General features: G+C 39.2%; 1 protein-coding gene. It reads left to right on the top strand.

Annotated features, from left to right (window positions below; translation table 11 throughout):
- Positions 1–279 precede the first annotated feature (279 nt).
- The coding region (locus HL054_RS22305; RefSeq protein WP_369141320.1) for a hypothetical protein at positions 280–500 on the top strand (221 nt) is incomplete at its 3' end.

Consider the following 500-nt stretch of genomic DNA (forward strand, 5'->3'; position numbering starts at 1 on the left):
TTGAAACTATAACCATAGGGTTATAACGAATCTAACGGTTCCTTATGATATGGCACATATGACCTCCCACACAAGCAATTTCTTATGAGGTGGCACACATGAACAGGCACACTATCAGTGGCTTATGAGGTCCCACACAATTAATTTCTTCTACAGTGGCTAAAAGCCATTTACAACTTTTTTAAAGTTGGTGTAAATATTTTTTCAGTGTACAATATATACTTAATACCGTAATGCTAAGCATAACGAAATAATGGATAATTAAAGGAGTTCAATAATATGATTGAACAAGGTACTGACTATTTACTTAGTCCTGAAGCCTTCGACGAGAATGGTAATCGTCGTCCCGGAAATTTTAAAGCGGCACTGGAAGATGACCCAATTAAAGATGGTCGTAATCTCAGAACCGGTAAATTCCTTCCGGGTAATAAGTGTTCGCCAGGTCGTCCAAAGGGCAGCCGCAACAAAATGACTCAAGCATTCCTAGACAGGGTTGCTAG

It is taken from the genome of Modestobacter versicolor (genome assembly GCF_041028285.1).
GTDB classification, from domain to species: domain Bacteria; phylum Actinomycetota; class Actinomycetes; order Mycobacteriales; family Geodermatophilaceae; genus Modestobacter; species Modestobacter versicolor_A.